This window comes from Vibrio sp. MarTm2, assembly GCF_027587055.1.
Lineage (GTDB): Bacteria > Pseudomonadota > Gammaproteobacteria > Enterobacterales > Vibrionaceae > Vibrio > Vibrio sinaloensis_D.
In genome coordinates this window covers 862204-881965 of the sequence record NZ_JAPPTK010000001.1, presented here as the reverse complement: position 1 = coordinate 881965, position 19762 = coordinate 862204, and the positions used below count along the sequence as shown (strand labels likewise).

19 protein-coding genes and 2 tRNA genes are annotated in these 19762 nt (G+C 46.0%); 14 read left to right on the top strand and 7 right to left on the bottom strand.

Annotation, left to right across the window (positions count from 1 at the left end; all coding sequences use genetic code 11):
* The first annotated feature begins 2 nt into the window (after nucleotides 1-2).
* Together thrB and thrC are read left to right on the top strand one after the other, a co-directional pair.
* Nucleotides 3-959 carry a homoserine kinase gene (gene thrB, locus OH458_RS04090; protein WP_269977398.1) on the top strand — a complete coding sequence of 319 codons (957 nt, stop codon included), beginning with the start codon at nucleotides 3-5 and terminating at the stop codon, nucleotides 957-959.
* Complete coding sequence (gene thrC, locus OH458_RS04085) at nucleotides 956-2239, top strand: threonine synthase (RefSeq protein WP_269977348.1); 1284 nt, start codon at nucleotides 956-958, stop codon at nucleotides 2237-2239. The genes thrB and thrC overlap by 4 nt, the downstream gene beginning before the upstream one ends.
* 52 nt (nucleotides 2240-2291) lie before the next feature.
* Here the strand turns inward: thrC and OH458_RS04080 are convergent, their stop codons facing one another.
* From OH458_RS04080 to mtnN, 4 genes are all read right to left on the bottom strand, one after another.
* Nucleotides 2292-2912, bottom strand: a complete 621-nt coding sequence (locus OH458_RS04080) for a TRIC cation channel family protein (RefSeq protein WP_005472851.1) — start codon at nucleotides 2910-2912, stop codon at nucleotides 2292-2294.
* Between the two features lie 73 nt (nucleotides 2913-2985).
* A complete protein-coding gene (btuF, locus tag OH458_RS04075) occupies nucleotides 2986-3807 on the bottom strand; it encodes a vitamin B12 ABC transporter substrate-binding protein BtuF (RefSeq protein ID WP_269977347.1) in 822 nt (273 codons plus the stop codon).
* The gene (locus tag OH458_RS04070) at nucleotides 3808-4761 is read right to left on the bottom strand and encodes a cobalamin biosynthesis family protein (RefSeq protein ID WP_269977346.1); all 954 of its coding nucleotides are present in this window, start codon (nucleotides 4759-4761) and stop codon (nucleotides 3808-3810) included.
* Nucleotides 4762-4788: 27 nt separating this feature from the next.
* The gene (gene mtnN, locus OH458_RS04065) at nucleotides 4789-5484 is read right to left on the bottom strand and encodes a 5'-methylthioadenosine/S-adenosylhomocysteine nucleosidase (RefSeq protein ID WP_005472895.1); all 696 of its coding nucleotides are present in this window, start codon (nucleotides 5482-5484) and stop codon (nucleotides 4789-4791) included.
* A gap of 205 nt (nucleotides 5485-5689) precedes the next feature.
* Here mtnN and rpsO point away from each other — a divergent pair, with 205 nt between their 5' ends.
* From rpsO to OH458_RS04040, 5 genes are all read left to right on the top strand, one after another.
* Nucleotides 5690-5959, top strand: coding sequence for a 30S ribosomal protein S15 (gene rpsO, locus OH458_RS04060; RefSeq protein ID WP_005472830.1), 270 nt, complete (start codon nucleotides 5690-5692; stop codon nucleotides 5957-5959).
* 340 nt (nucleotides 5960-6299) lie between these two features.
* Nucleotides 6300-8429, top strand: coding sequence for a polyribonucleotide nucleotidyltransferase (pnp, locus tag OH458_RS04055; protein WP_269977345.1), 2130 nt, complete (start codon nucleotides 6300-6302; stop codon nucleotides 8427-8429).
* Between the two features lie 121 nt (nucleotides 8430-8550).
* Nucleotides 8551-9465: a lipoprotein NlpI gene (gene nlpI / locus OH458_RS04050; protein WP_039478386.1), complete on the top strand. Its 915-nt coding sequence runs from the start codon at nucleotides 8551-8553 to the stop codon at nucleotides 9463-9465.
* Nucleotides 9466-9583: 118 nt separating this feature from the next.
* The gene (locus OH458_RS04045) at nucleotides 9584-9994 is read left to right on the top strand and encodes a MarR family winged helix-turn-helix transcriptional regulator (protein WP_269977344.1); all 411 of its coding nucleotides are present in this window, start codon (nucleotides 9584-9586) and stop codon (nucleotides 9992-9994) included.
* Nucleotides 9995-10037: 43 nt separating this feature from the next.
* The gene (locus tag OH458_RS04040) at nucleotides 10038-11375 is read left to right on the top strand and encodes an MATE family efflux transporter (RefSeq protein WP_269977343.1); all 1338 of its coding nucleotides are present in this window, start codon (nucleotides 10038-10040) and stop codon (nucleotides 11373-11375) included.
* 50 nt (nucleotides 11376-11425) lie between these two features.
* Here OH458_RS04040 and OH458_RS04035 read toward each other — a convergent pair whose 3' ends face one another.
* The 3 genes from OH458_RS04035 to OH458_RS04025 form a co-directional block, all read right to left on the bottom strand.
* Nucleotides 11426-12304 carry a U32 family peptidase gene (locus OH458_RS04035; protein ID WP_038190900.1) on the bottom strand — a complete coding sequence of 293 codons (879 nt, stop codon included), beginning with the start codon at nucleotides 12302-12304 and terminating at the stop codon, nucleotides 11426-11428.
* Nucleotides 12305-12324: 20 nt separating this feature from the next.
* Nucleotides 12325-13338 (bottom strand): ubiquinone anaerobic biosynthesis protein UbiU, encoded by a 1014-nt coding sequence (gene ubiU, locus OH458_RS04030; RefSeq protein ID WP_269977342.1) that lies wholly within the window; start codon nucleotides 13336-13338, stop codon nucleotides 12325-12327.
* A gap of 117 nt (nucleotides 13339-13455) precedes the next feature.
* A complete protein-coding gene (locus tag OH458_RS04025; protein ID WP_269977341.1) occupies nucleotides 13456-15495 on the bottom strand; it encodes an EAL domain-containing protein in 2040 nt (679 codons plus the stop codon).
* 197 nt (nucleotides 15496-15692) lie between these two features.
* Between OH458_RS04025 and ubiT the strand changes: the two genes are divergently transcribed.
* The 7 genes from ubiT (at nucleotide 15693) to nusA (ending at nucleotide 19746) form a co-directional block, all read left to right on the top strand.
* Nucleotides 15693-16220, top strand: a complete 528-nt coding sequence (gene ubiT, locus OH458_RS04020; RefSeq protein ID WP_038215713.1) for a ubiquinone anaerobic biosynthesis accessory factor UbiT — start codon at nucleotides 15693-15695, stop codon at nucleotides 16218-16220.
* Complete coding sequence (locus tag OH458_RS04015; protein WP_269977340.1) at nucleotides 16204-16707, top strand: GNAT family N-acetyltransferase; 504 nt, start codon at nucleotides 16204-16206, stop codon at nucleotides 16705-16707. The genes ubiT and OH458_RS04015 overlap by 17 nt, the downstream gene beginning before the upstream one ends.
* A 279-nt stretch (nucleotides 16708-16986) precedes the next feature.
* The gene (gene secG, locus OH458_RS04010; RefSeq protein WP_005472784.1) at nucleotides 16987-17319 is read left to right on the top strand and encodes a preprotein translocase subunit SecG; all 333 of its coding nucleotides are present in this window, start codon (nucleotides 16987-16989) and stop codon (nucleotides 17317-17319) included.
* A 31-nt stretch (nucleotides 17320-17350) separates the two neighbouring features.
* Nucleotides 17351-17434 (top strand) — tRNA-Leu (locus OH458_RS04005).
* A gap of 56 nt (nucleotides 17435-17490) precedes the next feature.
* Nucleotides 17491-17567 (top strand) — tRNA-Met (locus OH458_RS04000).
* A gap of 211 nt (nucleotides 17568-17778) precedes the next feature.
* Complete coding sequence (gene rimP, locus OH458_RS03995) at nucleotides 17779-18234, top strand: ribosome maturation factor RimP (RefSeq protein WP_005472901.1); 456 nt, start codon at nucleotides 17779-17781, stop codon at nucleotides 18232-18234.
* A 24-nt stretch (nucleotides 18235-18258) separates the two neighbouring features.
* Entirely contained in the window at nucleotides 18259-19746 is a 1488-nt protein-coding gene (gene nusA / locus OH458_RS03990) for a transcription termination factor NusA (RefSeq protein ID WP_269977339.1), read from the top strand.
* Nucleotides 19747-19762 lie beyond the last annotated feature (16 nt).

Below are 19762 nucleotides of genomic sequence, written 5' to 3'. Positions count from 1 at the left end.
GTATGGATGTGGTGGTTTACGCACCAGCGTCAATAGGTAATGTAAGTGTTGGTTTTGACGTACTGGGGGCCGCTGTGTCTCCGGTGGACGGTACGCTACTTGGTGATCGAGTGTTGGTCAAATCAGGTGAGCAGCCTTTTAGTCTTAACACGGCGGGTAACTTTGTTTCTAAACTGCCTGAAAACCCGAAAGAGAACATCGTTTACGATTGTTGGACTGTGTTCGCTCGTGAGCTTGAGAAAAAAGGTGTCTCTTTACTCCCTCTTGAGATGACCCTAGAAAAGAACATGCCAATTGGTTCCGGTCTAGGCTCGAGCGCATGTTCGATTGTGGCTGCGCTAGATGCGTTAAACCGTTTTCATGGTCAACCTCTAGATGAGACGGAATTACTCGCTTTGATGGGGGAAATGGAAGGTAAGATTTCTGGCGGTATTCATTATGATAACGTGGCTCCCTGCTATCTAGGAGGCGTGCAGCTCATGCTTGAAGAGCTGGGCATCATTAGCCAAGAGGTTCCTTGTTTTGATGATTGGTATTGGGTGATGGCGTACCCAGGCATCAAAGTGTCCACCGCTGAAGCGCGTGAAATTTTGCCTTCGCAGTATCGTCGTCAAGATATCATCGCTCACGGCCGTCATTTAGCAGGCTTTATTCATGCGTGTCATTCTGGGCAACCAGAGCTTGCGGCAAAAATGATCAAAGACGTGATCGCAGAACCATATCGTGAGAAACTGCTACCGGGCTTTGCTGACGCTCGCAAATATGCAGCAACAGCAGGCGCTTTGGCGACGGGGATTTCAGGAAGTGGCCCGACGCTGTTTAGCATTTGTAAAGAGAAAGATGTCGCTGAGCGTGTTGCACGCTGGCTTGAACGAAATTACGTACAAAATAAAGAAGGATTCGTCCATGTTTGTCGTTTAGATAAGCAAGGTTCGATCGTTACAGGAAGTGAGCTATGAAGCTTTACAATATAAAAGAAAATGATGAACAAGTTTCCTTTGGCCAAGCCGTTCGCCAAGGGTTAGGTCGTAACCAAGGCCTTTTTTTCCCATCTGAACTGCCAACGTTTGATGATGTGGATGCACTTTTAGCTGAGGACTTTGTTTCTCGTAGCACCAAGATTTTGTCAGCATTGATTGGTGATGAGCTGGCGCAAGAGCAAGTTCACTCTATGGTTGATTCTGCTTTTCAGTTCCCGGCGCCAATCAATAAAGTCAAAGATGGCGTTTACGCACTTGAGCTTTTTCATGGCCCAACCTTAGCGTTTAAAGATTTTGGTGGTCGTTTTATGGCGCAATCTTTAGCTGCGGTTTCTGATGGCGGAAAAATCACTATTTTGACAGCAACGTCTGGCGATACAGGCGCAGCCGTCGCACATGCTTTCTATGGCATGGAAGATATCAACGTTGTGATTTTGTACCCGAAAGGCAAGATTAGCCCGCTACAAGAGAAGTTGTTCTGTACTCTGGGCAAGAACATTCACACTGTCGCGATTGATGGCGATTTTGATGCTTGTCAGGCTTTGGTTAAGCAAGCATTTGATGATGCCGCGCTACGTGAAGAAATCGGTCTGAATTCCGCAAACTCCATCAACATTTCACGCTTGATGGCACAGATCTGTTACTACTTTGAAGCTGCATCTCAGTTGACTAAAGAACAGCGTGAAAACCTTGTTGTGTCGGTACCTAGTGGCAACTTTGGTAACCTAACGGCGGGTCTATTGGCTAAAGCGCTTGGGCTGCCAATTAAGCGCTTTATTGCTGCGACCAACGAAAATGACACCGTTCCTCGCTACCTAGAAACAGGTAAGTGGGATCCTAAACCAACGGTTGCAACGACATCGAACGCAATGGATGTTAGCCAACCAAACAACTGGCCACGTATCGAAGAACTGTGCCAGATTAAAGGTTGGGGCTTAGATACGTTGGGCAAAGGTAAAGTGTCTGATGAGCAAAGTGCAGAATCTGTACGTGAGTTGAACGCACAAGGTTACCTATGTGAACCACATGGTGCGATTGCCTACCGTCTACTCGACGAACAATTACAAGAGGGTGAAACTGGCCTATTCCTATGTACAGCGCACCCAGCTAAGTTCAAGGAAGTGGTTGACGAGATTTTAGGCTCTGATATCGACCTGCCAGGACCGCTTGCTAAGCACGCGGCAATGGAGCTACTTTCTGAAGACTTAGCGAATGACTTTGATTTACTGAAAGATGTACTTCGCCGAGTGCAGAAGTAATTGATAAAGATAGAAAATTTAAAAAGGTCACCTCGGTGACCTTTTTTATTGCTTAACGATTTAGTGCGAAAGTTGGTAAAGATAAGTGCCATCGAATCGCGCCTAAACGGATAAGCAGCGTAGATAAGACACCCGCTAGGAATGCGGTATCGCTGTCTTGTCCCATGGCAAGTGCCGTCGTATGGAAGACGCCACCGATAATACAGGCGGTCGCATAAACTTCGCTTCGCAGTACCATTGGCACTTCACGCGCGAGCACGTCACGAATAATGCCGCCGCCACAACCAGTGATGACTCCCATAATGACAGCGACTAAAGCTGAGTCTTGGTAGGCCATGGTTTTCTCGACACCAATCCCGACAAACACCGCTAAGCCAATGGCGTCACAGACAGGAAGAATCCACCAAGCGAGTCGCTTGGGTCGTCTAACCACAATCATGGTGATAAGACAGGTAATTAAAATGGTCCAAAGGTAGTTGGTATCGGTTATCCAAAACACAGGTGTCGCACCCAACGCCATATCGCGAATTGTGCCACCACCAATCGCCGTAACACTACCTAATACAGCAACGCCGAATGGGTCCATTTTTAATCGACCTGCGAGTAATACGCCTGATATAGCAAATATGGCAGTACCAAATAGGTCAATACTATAAAGCAGCATGGAATCCATGTTACTCACTTCTCTTACTTAAATAGGGAACAGAAAACGATGCTGAATTGTACGGGATCTCAAGAGGCAATCGTTAGCGTTTTTGCCGAACAGTCTCGAAATAGTCACAGACCTGCTCAATGGCGCGAAGCGTACGTGGCGTCGGTCGATTTAACCAATCAGACTCAAGGCTCCAGACGTGGTCATCTCTGACTGCGCTCAGCTCTTTTTCCCACTTAGCCCACATGTTGCCATTTTTAATTGCATGCTCTGACGTGAAAATAACATCGGGTTGCTGCACCAGTACTTGCTCGACGCCGACTTGAGGGTAGGGAGCAGCACTATGCTCAAAAATGTTTTCGCCGCCACAGAAGCTAAACACCTCACTAGGCCATTTGCCTTGTGCGACGGAGATGATCGGTTGCTCACTCAATTGATAGAAGTAGCGTATGGGTTGAGTGGTTTGATACTTGGCTTTGAAGTTGCTTAACTGCTGACGAAAATCTGCCGCCGCTTTCAGACCATCGCTAGGTGAGGCGCTGTATTGGCTAAGGCGCTCAATATTGTCTGCAATATCACTTAATGAGTGGGTTTGAGAGTAGTAGATGTTAAAGCCAAACTGCTTAAGTTTCTCTAACTCCTTTTGTGGGTTACCAGATGGCCAGGCAATAATTAAATCTGGCTGCAGGGCGATAATGCGCTCTATCTTGATGCCTTGGTAGTTGGCGACTTTCTCTAGCGTTAAGGCTTGCTCTGGGTAATTACTGTGATCACTTACCGCGATGAGTTTATCACCTAACCCTGCCGCGTATGCGAGCTCCGTTGCATGAGGAGCAAGACTGATCACTTTTTCTACTGGTGCGGCAAAAAGCGTTGGAGAGAGTAAACAAGTGGCAAATGCAATGAACTTACGCATCTATATCCCTTGATAAACGGCAGCCATCGCTGCACTTTGAATCAATACCCAAGCGAACATCCGCCATGCTAGCAGTTTTTGAACTTGAGCAATATGCAAGGCAGAAGGGGCAATTCGACCGCCGAGTTTTGCTCGCTCAGATTTTTTTCCGTCGTAAATCGCTGGCCCGCCAAGAGATAACTCAAGCTTTGCTCCGACAGCGACCACTAACCAAGCAGGGCCAGGGAGTGGCCACGACTTAGCTTGCTGCTTGATGAGCGTAAAAACTTGCTGAGTACGATTGCCAACAGCAATCATCAGTGCGAATAGCCTTAATGGCACAAAATCCATGATAGCAACGGCTCGAACTGCAGGGATTCCGAAGGGAGAGAACGCTTGACGAGATGGAGACCAAGCGCGTGCGAGCTCAACCATCATTCGGTAGATGAACGCGCCAATACCGCCTGCAATGGCGAACCAGAAAAGAACCCCCACCACATTGCGCCCGTACGACATAATCAAGGTTTCAGTGCCTGCTTTTCCTAGCCCAAGTAGTGAAAGTGGTTGGGTCGAACGATTGACGATGGGATTAAGCAGCATCTTTGCTTGCTCTTTGTCTTCTCTTGCTAACGCCGCGACAAATTGGGCGGTGAACTTATCGGTGTTGCGCCAATCAATCGCAAGAAGCAGGAAGGCAAGTTCGAACAGTTGGGGTTGCCAAACTAATGGCTTGAGAGCAACTAACACGGCCAGCATAGGAATAATCATGAGTAGCCAAGCGAGGCTGCCAGAAATGATGCTTTGTTGATAGTTGTTGTTGGTATTGACCTTATCGGCCAATTGCTCGGCGAATTTATGCCAAAGAATGGCAGGGTGCGCTTCTCGAGGAAAGGGAAGCACCAAGTGACAAAGTAGGGCGCCCCACAGAACAAGAAGCGCACCGTTGGAATAGAGTTGGTTAAACAAATCTTCCATGATGTTGGCGTCTTCCCTTCGGCTAAGTTATTTCAGCAGTTCAACCATTTTGAATACCATTTCCGACGAGCTCTTCGCTGCCAAAGGTAGGAACTCATCAAAGCTCATGCTTGCTTCTTTATCTGCAACATCAGAAATCGCACGGACAACAACAAATGGCACTTTGAACTGGTGACAAGTTTGCGCAATTGCAGAGGCTTCCATTTCTACAGCAATGACAGATGGGAAGTGTTGGCGGATAAATGCTTGACGTTCAGCTGTGCAAACAAACGCATCGCCCGTACAGATCAATCCACGTACCGCATGTTTGTCTTCCATTTGTGAGAGTGCTTTCTCAGCGACATCCATTAGCTTTTCGTCTGCAATGAACGCAGCAGGTTGCCCTGCCATTTGACCGATTTCATAACCAAACGCAGTCACATCAGCATCGTGATGGCGAACTTCGGTCGAAATCACCACATCACCTAGATTTAAGCTAGAGTCGAATCCACCCGCGGAGCCAGTATTGATCACAACATCGGGTTGGTACTCATCGAGCAGGATCGTTGTGCCGACTGCCGCTGCGACCTTACCAATACCTGATTGGAGCAACACTACATCGACACCGTTGATTTGCCCAGAGAAATAGGTACAGCCCGCTTTTGATACGGTTTCACAGTTTTCGATAGCGTCTTTGAGAATTGAAACTTCTTGTTCCATTGCACCGATGATGCCGATTTTCATAGGGAATCCTGTTAATTCAATTAGGTAGGTTTGTGCAGCTAAGTGTAACAGAAATGCTTTAGATGGGAATGCTGTACTTATAGGGTTGCTATCAAATAGCGGTTGCTTAACCTCTATACATCCCCTATAATTCGCGCTCCTCGTGTCGGCTGAATCAGAGATTGGCTGGCACAAATGTTAAACCTACTCTTATTAGGAGAGAATTATGTCTCTGAATGCAGAAACTAAAGCAGCAATCGTTGCAGAATACGCTCAAACTGAAGGCGATACTGGTTCACCAGAAGTTCAAGTAGCTCTACTTACAGCTTCTATCAACCACCTACAAGGTCACTTCAAAGCGCACAAAGGCGATCACCACAGCCGTCGTGGTCTTCTACGTATGGTTTCTCGCCGTCGTAAGCTTCTTGACTACTTGAAAGGCAAAAACCTTTCTCGTTACCAAGATCTAATCAAGCGTCTAGGCCTACGTCGCTAATCAGCGGCTGCATAGAACAGTTTGTCGAAAAAGGGGCTTTTAGCCCCTTTTTTGTTGTCCGTTACTTATTTTGTTTGGTATGGCTTAGCCAAACCGAATTAATCCCGCTATACTACGCCCGCACACTTTTGATGCCTCGTTGGGTATCAATGTTTGTTCACAAAGCTCATAGCATTACAGTCAACCACGTCGACCAAAAGGTCGCGACTATTCAAAATGAATTTAGCTGCAATGAGTCGCTACACAGTTCATTTTCACTAGTCGCGATTTGTAATGCCTTGAGTATCAATCAATACTCTCCGAGCAACTCTTTCGATGCGCTTGGAAACAAGGAATAACAATGTTCGAAAAACCAGTTGTTAAAACGTTCCAGTACGGTAACCACACAGTTACTCTAGAGACTGGCGTTATTGCACGTCAAGCTACTGCAGCAGTTATGGTTACTATGGACGATACATCAGTATTCGTATCTGTAGTTGGTAAAAAAGAAGCGGTAGAAGGTCAAGACTTCTTCCCTCTAACAGTGAACTACCAAGAGCGTACTTACGCTGCAGGTAAAATCCCAGGTGGCTTCTTTAAACGTGAAGGTCGTCCATCTGAAGGTGAAACACTGACTGCTCGTCTAATCGACCGTCCAATCCGTCCTCTATTCCCAGATGCATTCAAAAACGAAGTACAAGTTATCGCAACAGTAATGTCTGTTAACCCAGACGTACAACCTGATATGGTAACAATGATCGGTACGTCTGCGGCTCTTGCTATCTCTGGTATCCCGTTTAACGGTCCTATCGGTGCAGCACGTGTTGGTCACATCGACGGTCAACTAGTTCTGAACCCAAGCAACACTGAGCTAGAAACATCTAAGCTAGACCTAGTTGTTGCTGGTACTGAAGGCGCTGTTCTAATGGTTGAGTCAGAAGCTGACAACCTAACAGAAGAAGAGATGCTTTCTGCTGTTGTATTTGGTCACGACCAACAGCAAGTTGTTATCAAAGCGATCAACGAGTTCGCAGCTGAAGTAGCAACTCCAGCTTGGGATTGGGTTGCTCCAGAAGAGAACACAGCGCTTGTAAACAAGATTGCTGAACTTGCTGAAGCTAAGCTTGTTGAAGCTTACCAAATCACTGAGAAGATGGCTCGTTACGACCGCATCCACGCGATTGCTGCAGAAGTTAACGAAGTGCTACTTGCTGAAGATCCAGAAGCAAACACAAAAGAAATCCACACTATCTTCCACGATCTAGAGAAGACAGTTGTACGTCGCAGCATCATCGCGGGTAACCCACGTATTGATGGCCGTGAAAAAGACATGGTTCGTGCGCTTGACGTACGTACTGGCGTTCTTCCACGTACTCACGGTTCTTCACTATTCACTCGTGGTGAAACTCAGGCAATCGTAACTGCGACTCTAGGTACGCAGCGCGACGCTCAAATCATCGACGAGCTAACGGGTGAGCGTAAAGATCACTTCCTACTACACTACAACTTCCCTCCATACTGTGTAGGTGAGACTGGTTTTGTAGGTTCTCCTAAGCGTCGTGAAATCGGCCACGGTAAACTGGCTAAACGCGGTATCGCAGCAGTAATGCCTTCTGTTGATGAGTTCCCATACACAGTACGTGTAGTATCGGAAATCACAGAATCTAACGGTTCTTCTTCAATGGCTTCTGTATGTGGTACTTCTCTTGCTCTTATGGATGCAGGTGTGCCAATCAAATCTTCTGTTGCGGGTATCGCAATGGGTCTAGTTAAAGAAGGCGACGACTTCGTTGTTCTTTCTGACATCCTTGGTGACGAAGACCACCTAGGTGACATGGACTTTAAAGTAGCGGGTACTAACACTGGTATTACTGCACTTCAAATGGATATCAAGATCGAAGGTATCACTAAAGAGATCATGCAAATTGCGCTTAACCAAGCTCAAGGTGCACGTAAGCACATCCTATCTGTAATGGATGAAGCGATTTCTGGTGCTCGTGAAGATATCTCTGAGTTCGCTCCGCGCATTCACACAATGAAGATCAGCGCTGAGAAGATCAAAGATGTTATCGGTAAAGGTGGTGCAGTTATCCGTGCTCTAACTGAAGAGACAGGCACTACGATCGAAATCGAAGACGACGGTACAATCAAGATTGCTGCAACTGAAGGTACAGCTGCGAAAGAAGCAATCCGCCGTATCGAAGAGATCACTGCAGAAGTTGAAGTAGGCCGCATCTACACAGGTAAAGTTGCTCGTCTAGCTGACTTCGGTGCATTCGTGACAATCCTTCCAGGTAAAGATGGTCTAGTACACATCTCTCAAATCGCTGACAAGCGCGTAGAGAAAGTGTCTGACTACCTAGCTGAAGGTCAAGAAGTTCAAGTTAAAGTACTTGAGATTGACCGCCAAGGCCGCGTTCGTCTAAGCATGAAAGAAGCAGTAGAAAAGACTGAAGAAGCAGCTGAAGAAAAACCAGCAACTGACGCTTAATTTAGTCAACAATAGGCGTATTAGCCTATTGTGCTAAAAGCATGTTATAAAGGGAGCATTACGCTCCCTTTTTTATTGCGGACTAAACTAAGCGGATGCTTAGCGACAGGAGTACATATTTGTGAAATGGTTTCAAACCGCGGCATTGGGTCTAACATTATTGGTGACTGCTGGCTGTGCCTCTAAATCTAGTCAACAAGCCGAGTGGCTTTATCCCCCGATGGCAGTACCTTTGCAGGCCAGTGTGCAGCAAGAGGTTCAGATTGCGCGCTTAAGCCAGTTGCTTCAACGTCCAGACTTGACGAGTGAAGTTCGCGCTAAGATGTTCTTCGAGCGAGGCAATTATTACGATAGCGTTGGTTTAAGGGACTTAGCTCGCCTCGATTACAACCAATCTTTAGCACTAAACCCTGCACAGCCTGATTTATTCAACTTGCTCGGCGTCTATTTTACCCAAGCGGGGGAGTTTGACGCTGCGTATGATGCCTTTGACTCTACGTTGGAGCTTGACCCTGATAACTCTTACGCAGAGAGAAATCGAGCAATTGCCCTTTACTATGGCGATCGTATTGAGCTGGCATTAGAGGATATTGAGAAGCACTACAACCAAGACCCTAGTGATCCATTTCGAGCGCTTTGGTTATATCTGATTCAAGCAGAAGTCGATCCTGCGTTAGCTCGCCAAGATTTGGTTTTACGCTATCAACGTCGCGACGAACAATGGGGCTGGGTGCTGGTGGCGATAACACTTGGTGATGTCACTGAACAACAAGCCTTTAAAGCTATTTTGTCCGGAACCCGTGATAACACGCTACTTGCCCAGCGCTTGACGGAGGCCTATTTCTACTTAGGCAAGCGTTATCAAAGTGAAGGGGATTTCGCGAGTGCCATCTCACTGTATAAATTAGCCATCTCATTCAATGTGTATGAGTATGTCGAGCATCGTTATGCTTTCCTCGAATTGAGCCGCATTTACAACGAGGTAAAAGAGCAACAGTTGGCCAAAGCCAAACTGGAACAGCAAGCCTCCAATTAAACGAATTACGACCCGAAAGCCACTGTTGAACAGTGGCTTTTTTGTTGCGAGTAAATGAGTTTGCAACGGCTAATGAATTGGCTAAAATAGTTAGCCTTGCTAACTAAGTGCAATAACTATGAGCTTAGAAAAGAATTTAATGGAATTGGAGCGATACTGCTCCAAAGCGTGGCGAGTTCATGCCAAAGAGGATCTACTCTATGGGTTGAGCTTCAATGAATACGACTATTTAAGATCCATAGAAGAACATCAACAAGGCATTCGTATCACTGATCTCGCGGAAGAGATGAAAGTGACTAAACCTTCAGCCTCCAATATGGTCGCAAGGTTAGAAAGAAAAGGATTGGTTAAGCGTATTTCTTGTGCTGAGGATGGCCGAGCAAAGCGAGTTGTGTTGACAGAACAAGTGCTCGAGGATTTGTCCTATGAGCAAGTGGTCTACCAACGCATTGCAGAGCAAATGGGACGCAAACTAAGTGCTGATGAAGTGAATACGCTGATCAGCTTGCTAGAGAAATCATTGAGTTAAAAATTTATCTATTTAGTTAGCCTAGCTAACTTGTGGTGAAAGTATGCAAACATCCATCTATAAACAGTTTTGGCGCTATACGATTCCAACCGTAGCAGCTATGTTGGTCAATGGCCTCTATCAAGTGGTCGATGGTATTTTTATCGGTCGCTATGTTGGCGCTGATGGATTAGCGGGGATCAACGTTGCTTGGCCTGTCATCGGTTCCATTCTTGGTATTGGTATGCTTATTGGCGTCGGTACAGGTGCGCTGGTCTCGATTCGTCAAGGAGAGCAAGATACGCTAGGGGCGAAACAGATCTTAGCAACTGGGATTACCTTGTTGTTTGCGCTTGTACCGCTTGTGTCTGGTGTGCTGTTTTTCTTTGCTGAAGACTTTCTCCACTGGCAAGGGGCAGAAGGGCGTGTGTTCGAACTGGGCCTCCAGTATCTGCATATATTGATTGGTGCCTGCGCGTTTACCCTAGGCTCGATTGCTATGCCATTTTTGTTGCGCAATGACGATAGCCCTAATCTTGCGACGATACTGATGGTGGTAGGAGCCGTTATCAATATTGCGCTCGATTATCTGTTTATCGCTTGGCTTGACTGGGAGTTAACGGGAGCCGCGATAGCAACCGCAGTGGCACAGTTGGCTGTGACCGGGCTTGGCTTAGCGTATTTCTTCTCTTCGAAAGCCAATCTGCGTTTGCACTGGAGTGAATTGAGGCTCAAGCTTGACGTTATTCCTAAAATTTTTGCAATTGGAACGTCCAGTTTCTTTATGTACGCCTATGGGTCAATGATGGTGGCGTTACATAACGCGTTGTTTGCTCAATACGGCGATCAATTAATGATCGGTGCTTATGCCATCTTAGGCTACATCGTCACAGTGTACTATTTGACCGCAGAAGGGATCGCGAATGGTATGCAACCGCTTGTCAGCTATAACCACGGTGCACGCAATCAGGAGAACATTCGCAAGCTACTCAAAGTGGCGATGTCGAGTGCGGTATTGATTGGATTGGCTTTTGTTATTTTGCTTAATGTGTTTCCAACTCAGTTCGTTTCTGTGTTCAACGAAGAGAGCACACAATTGGTCGAGTACACGGTGCTGGGGATTCGTCTACATATGTTTGCTTTAGCATTGGATGGTTTCTTGGTAGTGGCAGGGGCTTACTATCAAGCCATCAATAAGGGAAGCAAAGCGATGTTTGTGATGGTGGGCAATATGCTGATTCAGCTTCCTTTTCTTTACCTCATGCCGAAATTGTTCGGTGTTCCAGGGATTTGGATTGCGTACCCGCTCTCTAACATTGCTTTAAGTGCGGTGGTTATCTTGTTGTTGGTCAAAGATGTGCGCCGTTATCAAAACCAACACTCTCAGGTTGCACATGCGTAAAAAAGGGCTCATTGAGCCCTTTTTCATATCTTGCCTTTAGGAGAAACGTCTTAGAGCGTTTTGACCTCTAATCCAGCAAGTTGGTGCCAATAACCATTGCATTGTCTGCTTTGAATCGGCATTGGGTTTTGCCCAGTTTCATTGGCTCGGAAATTATTCAGATCCGAGAAAGTACTCAGCCCGAGTGGGCTTAAGCGAACCACATCAACCAAACCTTTCATATTCGGCAGGTCGTTGATCAAGTTGTAGCAATAGCCTGATTGAGTTTGGATACCATTGAGATTAAACACCTCTTGGCCTTCTTGGCTACTGACCTGAATACCCGTTGGATATTTGATGCAGCACGTCTCGCAATCATCTTTAGCTTTGTTTTCTGCTCGAGCAGTGAAACAGCGGGCGGAATAAGCGAGTGGTAAGTAGCCATGGCTAAAGACTTCCACTTCAAATTGATTGCGAATACCAAGCTCATCACATTGAATCAACACATTGTTTAACCATTCACGTGATAACTCAACGGGCATACACCAACGCATCATACCTTGCTTGAGAAATAGATTGAGAGTGTGTGCGTTGTAAGTATTCACAGCAGGTCCAACTACAAAAGGGACTTTGCTCTGTGAGGCTAGTTGAATCGCGGAGACATCGTTAGCTTCGATAGCAAAATCACCATTGTCGATGTACTTTTTCATGATGTTGACTTCGCTAGGAGCTTCAAGCAATGCCATGGTTGAGAGAACCACTTGTTTACCCGCGGAACTTAGCTCTTTAGCGATATCAAACCAATGCGCAGGTTTCATTTCTCTGCGTTTCGAGCAGACGCTTTCGCCTAGATAGATAATATCAGCCGAGCTTGACGTTGCTTGTTGATAAAAATCTTCTACATCTTGTTTAGGCCAGAAATACAGCAATGGGCCTAGTGCATACTTCATATTGTTTTCCATGCTTACCTCTATTGCCATTTGCGATGATACGCACCCAAGGTGGTTTGGGTACCTTCGGATACGTTTGCCAATGTCGCATTCCAAGCGGCTTCAACTTGATAGCTTTCTGGGTTGGCTAGATAGCGATCAATGGCAGCACGCCAGGTGCGAGTTACCTGTTCGACATAGGCAGGGCTTCTCTGACGGCCTTCAATTTTGACTGAGGCGACGTTGGCAGTAAACAAATCAGGCAGCATTGACAAAGTATTTAAGCTGGTAGGCTCTTCCAACGCATGGTAAGCCTTTGTCTGCTCCTCTAAGTCGGCTGTGAATCGCCCTTTACACAATGTGGGATACCCTGCATTTTCACCTTCGCTGTAGCGGTCGATAAGTATGTCGTTTAGGCGCGATTCTAGGCCTTGATCGGTTTCTTGCCAGCGAACATATTTAGCCGGAGAACACGCGCCTACCGTGTTTGGTGATTCGCCTGTCATGTAAGAAGAGAGGTAACAGCGTCCCTCAGACATAATGCACAAACTACCAAAAGCGAAAACTTCTAACTCGACATCACTCGTCATATTGCGTGATAGCTGTTTTACCTGATGGATAGAAAGAACGCGTGGCAAGACGACACGCTGAACATTGAAGTTATTCTTGTAGAAGTCGATAGCGGCGATATTGGTTGCTGATGCTTGAACTGATAGGTGCAGTTCTAAATCAGGATGCTTGCGAGCTGCGTAATCCAGCACCGCAATGTCTGCCACGATAAGCGCATCTACTCCGTTGTCGGCAGCGCGGTCGACCGCATCAGTCCAACGCTCAAAGCCATCTGGATGCGCAAACGTGTTGAGAGCAACATGGATCTTCTTGTTGTGGTCGTGAACGTACTGAACGGCTTTTTCCAGTTTCTTTCCGGTGAAGTTTAACCCTGCAAAGTGGCGGGCGTTGGTATCATCTTTAAAGCCGATGTACACCGCGTCAGCGCCACAATCAATGGCCGTTTTTAGTGCAGGAAGATTACCTGCTGGGCATAGGAGTTCCATTGCTCTTACCAAGACTGATTGTTCGAAATTTGGTGAGCATTTTATGAAGAATTATGAATAGCAAATTTGATGTAAGGCAGGTTTGAGTGAGTTTCTCACCCAATTACTCACTTGGAGTTAGTTTTTGTGGCGGCGATTTTGAGCAAATAGCTCTTCTACTTCTTGTTTCGGTTGCGGTCGATGGAAATGGAAGCCTTGAATTGAGTTACAGTTCAAATTGGATAACAACGTCGCTTGCTGTTGAGTCTCTACCCCTTCAGCAACCACGGTTAAATTGAGTGACTTACCGAGGTTAATGATGTTTTCGATAACGGTGACTTGCTTCGGTAAGGTATCAATATCGGTGATAAAGGCGCGGTCTATTTTGAGCTCATCCAGTGGGAAACGTGCCAAATAAGAGAGAGACGAGTAACCCGTTCCAAAGTCATCAATCGATAGAGAAAAACCGAGTTTTTTGATGGCATTAAGCATTTGTAGTGTATGGTCACTGTCACTCATCACGGCACTTTCGGTGAGCTCAAAGGTAATGCAACTTGGATCTAGCTCTGTCGTTCGCAGCAGCTTTTCCATGTAGTCGATCAATTTCGGGTTGCCAAATTGCTCCGGAGAAAGGTTAATTGCCACACGGCCTGGCAGAATACCTTGGAGTTTCCAACGTTTCACGGTACTGAACACGTCACGCATAACAACGCGTCCTAAGTGCTCGATCAGGCCAGCGCGCTCTGCCACAGGAATAAACGCGGCTGGGCTAATGTAGCCTTCCACTGGATGCTTCCAGCGAATTAGAGCTTCTGCGCCGTTAATGCTGAAGTCCCGTGCATTGACTTTAGGTTGATACCAAACTTCCAAACCGTTCTGCTGCAACGCTTTTTGTAGTTCTATTTCCAGCCAAAGGCGCATGCGTGCTTCTTTGTTCATTTGATCATTGAATTTGATCAATCGGTTACGACCACGATCTTTGGCTTCGTACATCGCCGTATCTGCATTTTGCAACAGAATTCGAGCATCGTTACCATCACCAGGGTACGCCACACTACCGATAGAGCAAGCGAGGCGTTTACTAAAGTGGTGGAGATCAAACGGTTGATTTATCAATGAAATGATGCGCTCTGACAGCATTTCTGCCATACGATTGTTTTCTGGCTCAGGAAGAATCAAACCAAACTCGTCGCCTCCTAAATGCCCTAAAACCGCTTGCTGGGGTAAAAGGCGCTTAAGACGAGAAGAGACCTCTTTGATCACTTTGTCACCAATATGATGGCCCAAAGAGTCGTTAATATTCTTAAAGTTATCAATGTCCAAGTAGAGCATGATTAACGGGGTATCGTTTTGAATCAATTGCTCCAGTCGCTTGGTAAAGCCAAAACGGTTGTATAGCCCTGTTAAAGAGTCAATGTGTGCATCTTCTTGCCCCGCGTTTGATAACAGCTTGGGCGCAGCCTCGGCATCTTGAATTAATACCAGTTGCGAATTGCTACCTAGAAGTGTGGTGGAGTCTGCATTGAGCTGGACTCGACGCTCGAAACCACATCGTGGCCCCGTCAAGCACATTAATGGAGCTTCACCCAGAGTCGAACTAAGGTTGTCAGAAAAAACGGTTTTGGTTTTTTCGTCAACAAATAGCCTTGAAAACGTCTCTCCAAGTAAATTACTTGTAGATTCAAAGCCTAACAGGCGAATGGCTGCTGGGTTGGCGGAAATAATGCAGTCGTCTTCAACAAGCAACAAACCATCAGGAAGTAGGGCAGTCAGCGTCGAAAACTTGCCTTCAGACTCTTCAAGTGAACGAATCAGAATGTGTTTTTCTGATGTATCGATGGCGTGAAAAATAACATGTTCAACACCGTTTTCAGCTTTAATTGGGGAGAGACTAAAGTGCAGGCTGGTTTCTAAATCATTCCCGCCAAGGGTAATTTCAGCTTCCAGCGCTTCGCCACTGAATGTTCTTTCGTAGTACGGTTTGAGGAGTTCGTAAAACTGCTCGCCTAAGATTTGCGAGTCGTTCATTCCTACCAGTTCTTGAGGGCTGAGGCCTGCGATATCACAATAGCGTCCGTTAACCAATGCATAGTTATGCTGGTTATCTAGAATGGCGAAAAAAAACGGACTGTTATCCGTAATTTTCGTGAACCAATGCTGAAGTTGTTGCGATAGCATCAAGCTGTTACCGATATTCCCTAAGAGCGGTGGATCCATTAGGTTAGTGGATGGGTCGACTCTATTAATATAACTGGCATTGAAGTGATATTAAAGAGTTAGCTGTTAACGCTGATTCTTTGACAAATAACAGGAATCTAGATTTGCACATCCACTATGATGGGCTATTCAAGTAAACAAGTTAACGGATAACTCGCGTGATTAACAAGATTCGCACCCAACTAGTTCAAAACGCCGCATCAATTTTGCGATCTCCAGTCCACTTATTGCCGCAATCTGTACAAAAAAAAGCCTTACTAGAAGGGCTTAAAACTGTTTTCAAAGAAGCATTGGAAGATGGCGACTTCGAGTTTCTCGAAGATAAGTGGTTGAAAGTCGAAGTGAAGGATATGCAGTTAAGTTGGTATATCAGCTATGAGGATGAACGCCTTGTTGTGGCTGACAAGCCAGTCCAAGAGGACGTTGCGTTTTGCGGTAATCTGAATGACTTGGTGTTAATCGCTGGTCGCAAAGAAGATCCTGATACTCTGTTTTTCCAGCGTCGTTTGTCAATTGAAGGCGATACTGAGTTGGGTTTAGAAGTAAAGAACCTGATGGACAGTGTCGATTTAGAATCTTTACCAAAACCGTTACAAAGTTTACTAAATCAACTAGCCGACTTTGTGCAGAAAGGCTTACAATCGCCGTCGACACAAAGTGAGGTAGTAAATGCTTATTCGAACTGAAGCACCGGCTGACATCTTAGCCGTAGACCGATTATTAAAATCTGCATTCGATACCGAAGCAGAAGCAAACCTAGTGATGAAACTCCGTGAGAACGGTCGCCGTTCGTTATCTCTTGTAGCATCAACAGATGAAGGGGAAGTGGTCGGTTACCTATTGTTTAGCCCTGTCACTTTAAATGGTGAGGATTTTAACTGGCAAGGTTTGGCACCTTTAGCGGTAAAAGAAGAGTTCCGACGCCAAGGCATTGCGGCACAGCTTATTGAAGAAGGTTTCACCTCTCTATTTGAACTCGGCTACCCTGCTTGCGTCGTACTTGGTGATCCCGCTTATTACTCGCGTTTTGGCTTTGTCTCGGCAGAGCAGCATAATATGCATTGTAAGTGGGAAGTGCCTGCTGGTGCATTTCAGGTAAAAACGCTTGCCGAGGATGAGTTTTCTGGACGAAGCGGTCTAGTTGAGTACAGCTCAGAGTTCGATACTCTCTAGTCTTCCAGCAAGCCTCTGTAGATTAAGAGTGTGTTACCCAAGCAATAGAGAGGCTAAAGTACCGCCTAGATTGACAAAAAAGTCGCAGTTTGCCCTTTTTTTGACCGCTTGAAGCGTCTAGTGTGTTTTTTTGTAAATTATCTCTTGTCAGCGCCATAGCGTTTCGCTAGTATTGCTCGGCCTTCGGAAAGGAGGTCGCTAGCCTTGTTCTAAAACCGTATTGTAAAGTAAAGTTTTCGAGCGGCGCTGGCTCAACAATTTGGAACATAGGTGGAAATAATGTTTACAGTTCTACTTGTGATTTACCTGTTGGCAGCGGTTGGTGTAATCGGCCTAGTGTTGATTCAACAAGGTAAAGGCGCAGATATGGGAGCCTCATTCGGTGCTGGCGCATCAAACACAGTGTTTGGCGCAAGCGGCTCAGGTAATTTCCTAACCCGAATGACTGCAATTTTTGCAACAGTATTTTTCATCCTTAGCTTGGTACTTGGTAATATGTCTACACATAAGACTGAGTCACAATGGGTTGACCCGACACAAGGTCAAATCATTCAACAAGCTGACGATGCGAGTGAAATTCCCGCTCCACAGGGCGATGAAATTCCTCAATAAGCTACTTTCTAGCTTTTAGATAGATTTAGCTGCCGAGATGGTGAAATTGGTAGACACGCTAGCATGAGGTGCTAGTGCCTTAGGTGTGAGGGTTCGAGTCCCTCTCTCGGCACCATTGATTTACAAACTTGTAAAACACCTTGGAGAGCGTATAATGCTCGACAAGTCGGACGCGGGGTGGAGCAGCTTGGTAGCTCGTCGGGCTCATAACCCGAAGGTCGTCGGTTCAAATCCGGCCCCCGCAACCAAATTCTTAAGTGGAATTTAGGCAAGTTTGCGCAGTAGTAATACTGCGAGTTAGACGGCATAGATATCGTTTAACTATCAGGGTCCAGCAACAAAAAACCCCGACTTTTCGGGGTTTTTTGTTATCTAAATTTTCCCAATGGGAAAATTTGGTGTTTTGCTTGGAATTTAAATTGGGCTCTGAGCCCTTTTTTTGTTTCTGGAGTGGTTTAAATGACTGGTTTAGAAAGACAACTTACTGAAATGCTTGAAGCTCCAGTAGCGGCATCAGGTTATGAGTTAGTTGGATTAGAATTTATTCGCGCAGGCGAGCATTCAACGTTGCGAATCTTCATCGATCACGAGAACGGCATTAACGTCGAAGATTGTGCTGAAGTGAGTCGTCAAGTTAGTGCAGTTATGGACGTTGAAGATCCAATCACGGTGGCTTACAACCTTGAAGTGTCTTCTCCCGGTTTAGAAAGACCACTTTTCAAAGCAGCTCACTATGAACAATTTATTGGTCACGAGGTCAGCATCGTTTTGAAAATGGCTGTTGGCAACCGTCGTAAGTGGAAGGGTGTAATCCATTCTGTCGATGGTGAGACAATCTCCGTTACTGTTGATGGTAACGAAGAAGAGTTTGCGCTTAGCAACATCTCAAAAGCTAACCTCATCCCTAAATTTTAATTAAAGTCTTAGAGGCTATTTAAAATGAGTAAAGAAATTTTAGCGGTAGTAGAAGCGGTATCGAACGAAAAAGCCGTACCTCGTGAACGTATCTTTGAAGCCCTAGAAATTGCTCTTGCGACATCTACAAAAAAGAAGCACGAAATCGAGATCGATGTACGTGTTGAAATCGACCGTAAAACGGGAGAGTTCGAAACGTTCCGCCGTTGGTTGGTAGTAGAAGAAGTTGAGAACCCAACAAAGGAAATCTCACTGGAAGCTGCTCAATACGAAGATGCAGAAATCCAATTGGGTGACTTTGTTGAAGATGATATCGAGTCAGTGACATTTGACCGCATCACAACTCAAACTGCTAAGCAAGTAATCGTACAAAAAGTACGTGAAGCAGAGCGCGCACAAATCGTAGAGCAGTTCATCGACAATGAAGGTGAGCTAGTGACAGGCGTGGTTAAGAAAGTAAACCGTGAGACGGTTGTTCTTGACCTAGGTAACAACGCTGAAGCGGTTATCCTACGTGACGACCAACTTCCTCGCGAAAACTTCCGTCCAGGCGACCGTGTTCGCGGTCTTCTTTACAAAGTTGCGCCAGAAGCACGTGGTTTCCAGCTGTTCATCACTCGCTCTAAGCCAGAGATGCTTGCAGAACTATTCCGTGTTGAAGTTCCAGAAATTGCTGAAGAAATCATCGAACTTAAGGGCGCGGCACGTGATCCTGGTTCTCGTGCGAAAATCGCAGTTAAAACGAATGATAAGCGTATCGACCCTGTGGGTGCGTGTGTTGGTATGCGTGGTGCACGTGTACAAGCGGTTTCTGGTGAACTCGGCGGTGAGCGTATTGATATCGTGCTTTGGGATGATAACCCAGCGCAATTTGTTATCAATGCAATGGCGCCTGCGGATGTGGCTTCTATCATCGTTGATGAAGACGCGCACTCAATGGACATCGCAGTTGAAGCAGACAACCTAGCGCAAGCTATCGGTCGTAACGGCCAAAACGTACGTTTGGCCTCTCAACTAACTGGTTGGGAACTAAACGTAATGACAGTTGCGGATCTTCAGAAGAAACACGCTGAAGAATCTCAAGCTGCAATTGATGCTTTCATGAAGCACCTAGATATCGAAGAAGACTTTGCTCAACTGCTTGTTGAAGAAGGCTTCTCTACTCTAGAAGAAGTAGCTTACGTTCCTGTAAATGAGCTACTAGAAGTTGACGGTCTTGATGAAGACCTAGTCGAAGAACTACGTAATCGTGCGAAGAATGCTCTAACGACTCTAGCTCTTGCTCAAGAAGAATCTTTCGAAGGTGTTGAGCCTGCAGAAGATCTACTTAGTCTAGAAGGCCTAGAGCGTGAAATGGCATTTAAACTGGCTGCTAAAGGTGTTGCAACACTAGAAGATCTAGCAGACCAAGGTATCGATGACCTAGAAGGTATCGAAGGCCTAACTGAAGAACGTGCGGGTGAGCTAATCATGGCTGCTCGTAACATCTGTTGGTTCGGCGAAGACGCATAATATTCAGCAAGGAGGA